Annotated in this window: 10 protein-coding genes; 6 read left to right on the top strand and 4 right to left on the bottom strand. The window is 67.0% G+C overall.

The genetic code is table 11. The features are described 5' to 3' along the window. The 3 genes from WS61_RS36030 to WS61_RS07000 form a co-directional block, all read left to right on the top strand. A partial coding sequence (locus WS61_RS36030; RefSeq protein ID WP_133168007.1) for a 4Fe-4S dicluster domain-containing protein occupies positions 1-77 on the top strand: 77 nt, incomplete at its 5' end. Positions 78-126: 49 nt separating this feature from the next. Next, positions 127-1,320: a beta-ketothiolase BktB gene (bktB, locus tag WS61_RS07005; RefSeq protein WP_059499807.1), complete on the top strand. Its 1,194-nt coding sequence runs from the start codon at positions 127-129 to the stop codon at positions 1,318-1,320. A gap of 38 nt (positions 1,321-1,358) precedes the next feature. Beyond that, the gene (locus WS61_RS07000; protein WP_059499806.1) at positions 1,359-2,213 is read left to right on the top strand and encodes a 3-hydroxybutyryl-CoA dehydrogenase; all 855 of its coding nucleotides are present in this window, start codon (positions 1,359-1,361) and stop codon (positions 2,211-2,213) included. A 72-nt stretch (positions 2,214-2,285) separates the two neighbouring features. Here WS61_RS07000 and WS61_RS06995 read toward each other — a convergent pair whose 3' ends face one another. Next, positions 2,286-2,948: a TetR/AcrR family transcriptional regulator gene (locus WS61_RS06995; protein WP_059499805.1), complete on the bottom strand. Its 663-nt coding sequence runs from the start codon at positions 2,946-2,948 to the stop codon at positions 2,286-2,288. 96 nt (positions 2,949-3,044) lie between these two features. On the opposite strand from WS61_RS06995, the gene WS61_RS06990 reads away from it, so the two are divergent. Both WS61_RS06990 and WS61_RS06985 read left to right on the top strand, forming a co-directional pair. After that, on the top strand, positions 3,045-3,875 hold the full coding sequence (locus tag WS61_RS06990; RefSeq protein ID WP_059499811.1) for an NmrA family transcriptional regulator: 831 nt from the start codon (positions 3,045-3,047) through the stop codon (positions 3,873-3,875). Next, complete coding sequence (locus WS61_RS06985) at positions 3,872-4,357, top strand: DUF1772 domain-containing protein (protein WP_059499810.1); 486 nt, start codon at positions 3,872-3,874, stop codon at positions 4,355-4,357. Before WS61_RS06990 ends, WS61_RS06985 begins: the two co-directional genes overlap by 4 nt. 98 nt (positions 4,358-4,455) lie before the next feature. Here WS61_RS06985 and WS61_RS06980 read toward each other — a convergent pair whose 3' ends face one another. Next, positions 4,456-5,367 (bottom strand): phytanoyl-CoA dioxygenase family protein, encoded by a 912-nt coding sequence (locus WS61_RS06980; RefSeq protein ID WP_059499804.1) that lies wholly within the window; start codon positions 5,365-5,367, stop codon positions 4,456-4,458. A gap of 237 nt (positions 5,368-5,604) precedes the next feature. After that, the gene (deoC, locus tag WS61_RS06975) at positions 5,605-6,285 is read right to left on the bottom strand and encodes a deoxyribose-phosphate aldolase (protein ID WP_059499803.1); all 681 of its coding nucleotides are present in this window, start codon (positions 6,283-6,285) and stop codon (positions 5,605-5,607) included. A 146-nt stretch (positions 6,286-6,431) separates the two neighbouring features. On the opposite strand from deoC, the gene deoR reads away from it, so the two are divergent. After that, entirely contained in the window at positions 6,432-7,202 is a 771-nt protein-coding gene (gene deoR, locus WS61_RS06970; RefSeq protein WP_034209379.1) for a DNA-binding transcriptional repressor DeoR, read from the top strand. Positions 7,203-7,248: 46 nt separating this feature from the next. On the opposite strand, the gene WS61_RS06965 is transcribed toward deoR, so the two are convergent. Continuing rightward, positions 7,249-8,301: an aldose 1-epimerase family protein gene (locus tag WS61_RS06965; RefSeq protein WP_059499802.1), complete on the bottom strand. Its 1,053-nt coding sequence runs from the start codon at positions 8,299-8,301 to the stop codon at positions 7,249-7,251. Positions 8,302-8,303: the final 2 nt, after the last annotated feature.

Here is an 8,303-nt window from a genome sequence, read left to right as displayed (position 1 = left end):
ACATCAAGGACCCGACGCAGAACATCGTGTGGGTCACGCCCGAAGGCGGCGGCGGGCCGAATTACCCGAACATGTAACGCAACGCATCCCCGCGCCCCGCGGGCGCGAACGAACCGGAGTGAGACGATGAGCAATGCAGCGAAGGAAGTCGTGGTGGTGAGCGGTGTCCGTACCGCGATCGGCGATTTCGGCGGGAGCCTGAAGGATTTCTCGCCGACCGACCTCGGCGCGAAGGTCGTCGCCGAAGTGCTGGCGCGCGCGAGCGTGCCGGGCGACGCGGTCGGGCATGTCGTGTTCGGCCACGTCGTGAACACCGAGCCGAAGGACATGTATCTCGCGCGCGTCGCGGCGATCAACGGCGGCGTCGCGCAGCACACGCCGGCGCTCACCGTGAACCGCCTGTGCGGCTCGGGCCTGCAGGCGATCGTGTCGGCCGCGCAGACGATCATGCTCGGCGACGCCGACGTCGCGATCGGCGGCGGTTCGGAGAGCATGAGCCGCGCGCCGTACACCGTGCCGGCCGCGCGTTTCGGCCAGCGCATGGGCGATGCGAAACTCGTCGACATGATGCTCGGCGCGCTGCACGACCCGTTCCAGACGATCCACATGGGCGTGACGGCCGAGAACGTCGCACGCAAGTACGACATCTCGCGTGACGCGCAGGATGCGCTGGCGCTCGAGTCGCATCGTCGCGCGGCGCGCGCGATCGCGGAAGGGCGCTTCAAGGATCAGATCCTGCCGATCTCGATCCGCACGAAGAAGGGCGAAGTCGCGTTCGACACCGACGAGCACGTGCGGCACGACGCGAGCGCGGACGATTTCACGAAGCTCAAGCCTGTGTTCGTGAAGGAGAACGGCACCGTGACGGCCGGCAACGCATCGGGCATCAACGATGCGGCCGCCGCCGTGCTGATGATGAGCGCGGACGCCGCGCGCGCGCAGGGCGTGAAGCCGCTCGCGCGTCTCGTGTCGTATGCGCACGCGGGCGTCGATCCGGCGTACATGGGCATCGGTCCGGTGCCGGCCACGCAGAAGGCGCTTGAACGCGCGGGCCTGACGATCGCCGATCTCGACGTGATCGAAGCCAACGAGGCGTTCGCCGCACAGGCCTGCGCGGTCACGCAGGAGCTCGGCCTCGATCCCGCGAAGGTCAACCCGAACGGCTCGGGCATCTCGCTCGGTCACCCGATCGGCGCGACCGGCGCGCTGATCACGGTGAAGGCGCTGTACGAACTGAAGCGTATCGGCGGCCGTTACGCGCTCGTGACGATGTGTATCGGCGGCGGCCAGGGGATTGCCGCGATCTTCGAGAACATCTGATAATCGACCGCTCGGCATCCGAATACACAGGACATTTCATGGCCATCGAAACCGTCGGCGTCGTAGGCGCCGGAACCATGGGCAACGGCATTGCGCAAACCGCCGCCGTTGCAGGACTGAACGTCGTGATGATCGATGTCAGCGACGCCGCGCTCGACAAGGGTCTCGCGACGCTGAAGGGCAGCCTCGAGCGACTCGTGTCGAAGGACAAGCTCGACGCGGCCGCACGCGATGCGGCGCTCGCGCGCATCGCGACGTCGACCGACTACGCGAAGCTCGCGGCGGTCGACATCGTCATCGAAGCGGCGACCGAGAACGTCGAGCTGAAGGGCCGCATCCTGAAGCAGATCGAGGCCGTCGCGCGCCCGGACGCGATCATCGCGACCAACACGTCGTCGATCTCGATCACCGCGCTCGCGGCGCCGCTCGCCGATCCGTCGCGTTTCCTCGGCATGCATTTCTTCAACCCGGTGCCGCTGATGCCGCTCGTCGAGATCATCCGCGGGCTGCAGACGAGCGACGCGACCGCGTCGGCCGTGCGCGCGCTGACCGAGCGTTTCGACAAATCGCCGATCGGCGTGCGCAATTCGCCGGGCTTCGTCGTGAACCGGATCCTGGTGCCGATGATCAACGAAGCGTTCTTCGTGCTGGCCGAAGGCATCGCGTCGGCCGAGGAGATCGACGCGGGGATGAAGCTCGGCGCGAACCACCCGATCGGGCCGCTCGCGCTGGCCGACCTCGTCGGGCTCGACGTGTGCCTCGCGGTGATGGACGTATTCCTGAAGGACTTCGGGGATCCGAAGTATCGTGCGTGCCCGCTGCTGCGCGAGATGGTGTCGGCGGGGCGGCTCGGGCGGAAGACGGGGCGTGGGGTGTACGACTACGGCAAGTAAGCGGCGCATCGGTGCCTCTTCGCGCGGCCGCCTTCGGGCGGCCGTGTGCATTGAGCGGCGCGCACGGCGAGATTACGCGTCGAGTATCGACAGGTCGCGCGGCAGCGCGCGCTTGAACATCGCCAGAAGCTGCCGCGCCGCCTTCGGCGGCAGCGTGATCGCATGGCGCACGGCCGCCGCGATCTGGATCATCATCAGTTCCGCGAATGCGCTGCGTTGCACGCGGGTCGTGTCGGGCGCGACGTCTGCCAGCGCATTCGCGAACAGTCCGGCCAGGAATTCGCCGTCCGCGCGATCCAGTTCCTGCAGCGCGCGATCGGCCTGCGTCGCGCGCCAGATGTCGCGCATCAGCGGCTCGTCGACGAACATCCGGTAATAGCTGTCCGTGATGCGTGCAAGCGTGCCGTGCAGATCGTCGAGCGTCTTCATCGTGGCGAGATCGCGCCGCACGCAGTCGTGGCCAACCTCGTTGTAGCGCTCCGCGAGCGTGCCGATCACGGCCGTCTTGTCCGGAAAGTACTGATACAGCGACCCGAACGAAATGCCCGTGCGTTCGACGATGTCGCTCATCCGGAACGCGTCGCAGCCTTTCTCGATCATCACTTCCGATGCGCATGCAAGGATGCGCTCGAACCGCTCGCGGCTGCGCTGCTGCGTCGGTACCAGCCGCGCACGCGCCGGCGCGTCCGCCGCCGCGGCGGGCTCGTCGCTCTGCCCCGATTTTTGCCGGCCCATGCCGCCTCCCGAAAAACTTGACGTTATTAATGCGAGAGTCTATCGTGTTTTTAAAACGCGAGACATTCTCGTGTTTTTTCCATGAAGGAGACGCGCATGTCGGCACTTCCCATCCTCATCGTCGGCGGTTCGGGCAAGACGGGCGCCCGCGTCGATGCCCGGCTGCGCATGCGCGGCCTCGCGACGCGACCGGTGTCGCGCACGTCGGCGGTCCGCTTCGACTGGACGGCGCCCGAAACCTGGCCGGCCGCGCTCGATGGCGTGTCGGCCGCTTATGTGACCTACCAGCCCGATCTGGCCGTCGAAGGCGCGGTGGACGCGATCGCCGGATTTGCGCGGCTCGCGCGGGAGCGCGGCGTCGAGCGCGTGGTGCTGCTGTCCGGGCGCGGCGAGCCGCGTGCGCAGGCCGCCGAGGCCGCGCTGCAGGCGTCGGGCGTAGGCTGGGGTGTCGTGCGTGCAAGCTGGTTCAACCAGAACTTCTCCGAAGGCTATCTGCTCGACGGCGTGCTGGCCGGCGAAGTCGCGTTGCCGGCCGGCGCGGTGCCCGAGCCGTTCGTCGATGCGGACGACATCGCGGACGTGGCCGTGGCTGCGCTCACCGATGCGCGGTTCGCGGACCGCGTGATCGAGGTCACGGGCCCGCGCGCACTGACGTTCGCCGAAGCGGTCGGCGAAATCGCACGGGCTGCCGGGCGGCCGATCGCCTATCGCGAGATTGCGCACGATGCGTTCGTCGCGGGGCTGCGTGAGGTCGGCGTACCGGCACCGGTCGTCGCGCTGCTCGACGACCTGTTCGACGTGGTGCTCGACGGGCGCAACAGCGCGGTGACACAGGGCGTCGAGGCCACGCTCGGTCGCCCGGCGCGCGATTTCGCCGACTATGCGCATGCGGCCGCCGCGACCGGCGTGTGGAACGCCCGACCATGATCGCGTTCGTGACTTCGGCGTTGTTGTGGGGTTCCGCCGTTGGCTGCGGGCTGATGGCCGGCGTGTACTTCGCATTTTCGGCGTTCGTGATGACGTCGCTCGGGCGGCTCGCGCCGCCGGCCGGCGCGGCCGCGATGAACGCGATCAACGTCGACATCGTGCGTTCGTCGTTCATGCCGCTGTTCCTCGGCACGACGCTGATGGCGCTCGCGCTCGTCGTGATCGCGCTGTTCGATCGCGACTCGCCGGGCGCGATGGCGGCGCTCGCCGGCGGCGTGCTGTACGTGTTCGGCATGTTCGCGGTGACGATGGCCGTCAACGTGCCGCTCAACGATGCGCTCGCCGCGGCCGATCCGGCCACGACGCACGGCGCGGCGCTGTGGGCGCGCTACCTGCACGACTGGACGAGGTGGAATCACGTGCGCACGGTGGCGTCGGCGGCCGCGTGCGCCTGCTTCATCGTGGCGATTGCGGCGCGGTAGCGGTCGCGCCGCCGTTACGCATAAAACGCCGACGGCGACATCCCGAAGTGCCGCTTGAACATCGCGGAGAACGCGCAGTGGCTGCTGTGGCCGACGATTCACTCCGGCTCGGGTTCGTGCCTCCGTTGCCGCGACACGTTCAACCAACGCGCGATCCTGCCGCCCGCGAGTTGCCACTCGAACGGATTGCGGAAGTCGAAGGTGTACAGCTCGCGTCGAAGATACGGCCAGCACCCACGTAGACCCCGGGACACCCGCGAGCGCTCGATGCGCGAGGGTCGCCACGTGTCGTGCCACGGAAAGTTCGTCGCCATACCCGAGCGCCGTCGCGGTAACCGGAAATTGAGCGCATACGCGTACCGCGGCTGGTCCGAGAAGTTTGCCCCCGCGGCATGCAGCGTGCGCCCCGCATGCACGGTGCAGTCTCCCGGCATCAACGGACACGCCACGGCGCGAGCCGGATCGAATCCGCCGACACACTCGAGTCCATGGGCCGTCACGTCGCCCCCGAGCGGTGCATGCGGAAGGACGTCGTACAGATGCGACCCGGGGATGAACTGCATGCACCCGTTATCGATCGACACGGCTTGTAACGGAATCCAGAAGTTGACTTCGCGATGGTCGATGCGCGCGTCGGTAAATGCGTCGTCCTGATGCCACGGCGTCACGGTGTCCGTATGCGACTGCTTCAGGAAAAAACTGTCGCCGGCGAAACGAACGTTCGGGCCGAGCAGCGTCTTGGCGATATCGAACGCGGCGCGGCGGATACGGAGCCTCGATAGCCGACGCTCGAAATAGGATGCCCAGTGGAGTTGGAGAAGTTGAGGGTCGAAATCGCGCCCGTTCGACTCGGGATAGAAATCGAACATCAGGCCCTCGGCGTAGCCCGTGCGGCTGCCGAGCAGACGATGGCCGATTTCGCGCAAGTCTTCGATCTCCGAGATGTCGATCAGCCCGTTGATGACCGCAAAGCCGTCGTGATGGAACCGGGACCGAAGATTGGCTTGCATTGGAGCCCTGACGATGAGTTCACGGATCGCGAAGCGATGCAGACGGCCTCTGACTTGTCGATTTTCGTATTTTCGCGCGGGACGCTTCTGTTCGATATCTTACGTTGATTGCCGACGGCGGAGCAGTCCGACGAGTCGTACGACAAGGGCGACGCCGCACGGTCCGGCTCGCGCGAGGTATTTCGACGGCCGGTCTTGACGCGTGATGCACGTGCGCGAAGGCCGGCCGTTCGCGCATCAGTACCCCGACCCGCCGCCGCCCTGATCCGTGACGATCGCCACCCCCGAACTCGTGCCGAGCCGGGTTGCGCCGGCCTCGAGCATCGCGAGCGCGGCCGCGCGGTCGCGCACGCCGCCCGACGCCTTCACGCCGAGCGTCGGCCCGACCGTGCGGCGCATCAGCGCGACATCCGCGAGCGTCGCGCCGCCATGGCCGAACCCGGTCGACGTCTTCACGAACGCGACGCCGAGATCGCGGCACATCTCGCACACGCGCACCTTCTCGTCGTCGGTCAACAATCCCGTTTCGAGGATCACCTTGAGCGGCACCGTGCCGCAGGCGCGGTGCACGGCGTCGATGTCGGCCTTCACGTCGTCGGCGCGGCCGCTTTTCAGCGCGCCGATGTTGATCACCATGTCGATCTCGCTGGCGCCCGCCGCGATCGCGGCGGTGGCTTCGAATGCCTTCGCGGCGGACAGCCCCGCGCCGAGCGGAAAGCCGACCACGGCACAGACGAGCACGCCGGTATCGGCCAGCTCGCGCGCGGCAAGCGGCACGTTCGCCGAATTCACGCAGACCGAGTAAAAGCGATGCTCGGCCGCCTGGCGGCAGAGTTCGCGGATCTGCGCGTCGCTCGCGTCGGGCGCAAGCAGCGTGTGATCGATGGTTTGGGCGAGTTGGGCGTTGGAAAGCGGCATGTGTCAGGACTCCACGGATCGTGTGCGGAAAGGGCACACGGAAAGTTGATGTTTTCACATCGGTTTGTTACAAATACGACATTCCGGCCGGGCCTGCGCGCCCGGCACGACGAGCGACTCACGCGACGGGCACGCAGGATACAGGCATGGAAACAAAGAAGGGCGAACGGATCAAGACATTGATGAACGTGCTGCAAGGGCAGAACGCGATTCATCTGCGGGAAGTCGCCGAGCTGTTCGGCGTGTCCGAAATGACGATCCGCCGCGATCTCGCGGACAACCCGCATGGCCTCAGCCTGATCGGCGGCTACGTGACGCGCCATTTCGCCGCGCAGCGCAGCGACATCGGCGAATACCTGATCAGCGCCGAGAACAACCGGCAGACCGAGGAAAAGCGCCGCATCGGCAAGCTGGCCGCGCAGTTCGTGACGACCGGCGACACGATCTTCGTCGACTGCGGGTCGACCACGCCGTTCGTCGTCGATTTCATTCCGGACGACCTCGAATTCACGGCGGTCTGCAATTCGTTGAACGTGTTCGCGAAGCTGCAGCAAAAGCCGCATTGCAACGTGATCCTGTGCGGCGGCGCGTATCACCGCCAGAACATGGTGTTCGAATCGGTCGCCGAAACGGGCATCCTCGATTCGGTGCGCGTGTCGAAGGCGTTCATCTCGGCGGCCGGCGTGAGCGATCGCTGCGGCGTCACGTGCTTCAACTTCCACGAAGTCGATGCGAAGAAGAAGGTGATGGCGCGCGCGCAGAACCGCTTCCTGCTGGTCGATCACACGAAGTTCGACGAAGTGCGCGCGGCCTATTTCGCCGAACTGACCGATTTCAACTACGTGATCTCCGACGGGCAACTGAGCCGCCGCTACGAAACCGCGATCCGCGAACACGGGATCGCGCTCGTGACCTGATGCGGCGCGCGCGTGCAGCGCGCCGGGCGTCGCGCTATTCATCGCGTCAGGCATCGCGCGCTTCCGCCGCGCTCAAGTAGCCGGTGACCACCTCGAAGCGGCGCGACGCACCCGGCGCCAGCGCCGCGACGTGACCCTTGCGGCGTTCGGCTTCGTTACCTTCCGGCTCGCAGGTCGACGGCAGCGCGAACGCGGCGACCTGCTGATCCGCGTTGTGCAGGATCCAGCGCGTCGCATGCGGGAATTGCGCGGGGCGGTACGCGGTGTGGAACGCGCCGCCGTCCGGATGCGCGAGCCGGAAATGCGCGACGCCGTCGGCATCCGCTTGCACGTCGTTCATGAACAACACGATCTCCGGGTCGTACAGCGCGGGCGCATCGAGCGTCGCGAGCCGCGCCGGTTCGCGCGCGAGCGTGGCCGTGTAGTCGCGCCACGCAGCGGTCGGCTTCACGTGCGCGGGCACGCTGTCGCGCAGCCGCATGCCGCCGTGCGGGAGCGATTGCACGAAGCGGCCGCCCGGCACGTACGCGTAATTCAGGTGGGCCATGTACATCAGGTCCATCGGCGCGCCGCCGAGATTCGTCACGTCCATCGCGATCGTCATCCGCGCATCGTGCTCCGTCACTCGCACCGACGGACGCGCGACGTAGTGGCTGCCGAAGCCCTGCACGTACTCGTATTCTCCCGTCACTTCGACCATGGCGCCGCGCGCATCCGTGCCGACGATCAGGCTCGCGCGATCCATCGGCGCGCACGGCATCTCGCCGTGCAGCGCGTGCGTGTCGTCCGGCCCCGGGCAGCCGTTGCGCAGCAGCCCGCTGTGGAACATGAAGCAGCCGTAGGTATCGACGATCGACGTCGCGCGCCTCGGCTGCCGGAACATGTGCTTCATCGTCAGGTCGCGGCCGTCGAATTCGGCGGCCCAGATCATCTGGCCGAGATACGGCAGCACGACGAGATGGCCGCGGCGGTTCTCGAGCTTCAGCGCCTCGACGCCGGACGGATACGCGAACGCGGTGACGGTGATGCCGTCGGTGCGATACAGCGTGCGCGGTGCTTCGCGGAAGTCGTCGCGCCGCAGTTCGATCTCGCCGCGCATGG

The organism is Burkholderia sp. ABCPW 11 (assembly GCF_001523445.1).
In the GTDB taxonomy this organism is placed as follows: Bacteria; Pseudomonadota; Gammaproteobacteria; order Burkholderiales; family Burkholderiaceae; genus Burkholderia.
Note: the sequence above shows the minus strand (reverse complement) of the source record. Positions and strands in the feature narration are given on the sequence as shown.

What these genes read in the sequence shown, in the direction of transcription:
- bktB (WP_059499807.1), top strand. Translation starts at nt 127, where the DNA reads ATGAGCAATGCAGCGAAGGAAGTCGTGGTGGTGAGCGGTGTCCGTACC.
- WS61_RS06985 (WP_059499810.1), top strand. Translation starts at nt 3,872, where the DNA reads ATGATCGCGTTCGTGACTTCGGCGTTGTTGTGGGGTTCCGCCGTTGGC.
- WS61_RS06990 (WP_059499811.1), top strand. Translation starts at nt 3,045, where the DNA reads ATGTCGGCACTTCCCATCCTCATCGTCGGCGGTTCGGGCAAGACGGGC.
- WS61_RS06995 (WP_059499805.1), bottom strand. Translation starts at nt 2,948, where the DNA reads ATGGGCCGGCAAAAATCGGGGCAGAGCGACGAGCCCGCCGCGGCGGCG.
- deoC (WP_059499803.1), bottom strand. Translation starts at nt 6,285, where the DNA reads ATGCCGCTTTCCAACGCCCAACTCGCCCAAACCATCGATCACACGCTG.
- WS61_RS07000 (WP_059499806.1), top strand. Translation starts at nt 1,359, where the DNA reads ATGGCCATCGAAACCGTCGGCGTCGTAGGCGCCGGAACCATGGGCAAC.
- deoR (WP_034209379.1), top strand. Translation starts at nt 6,432, where the DNA reads ATGGAAACAAAGAAGGGCGAACGGATCAAGACATTGATGAACGTGCTG.
- WS61_RS06980 (WP_059499804.1), bottom strand. Translation starts at nt 5,367, where the DNA reads ATGCAAGCCAATCTTCGGTCCCGGTTCCATCACGACGGCTTTGCGGTC.
- WS61_RS06965 (WP_059499802.1), bottom strand. Translation starts at nt 8,301, where the DNA reads ATGCGCGGCGAGATCGAACTGCGGCGCGACGACTTCCGCGAAGCACCG.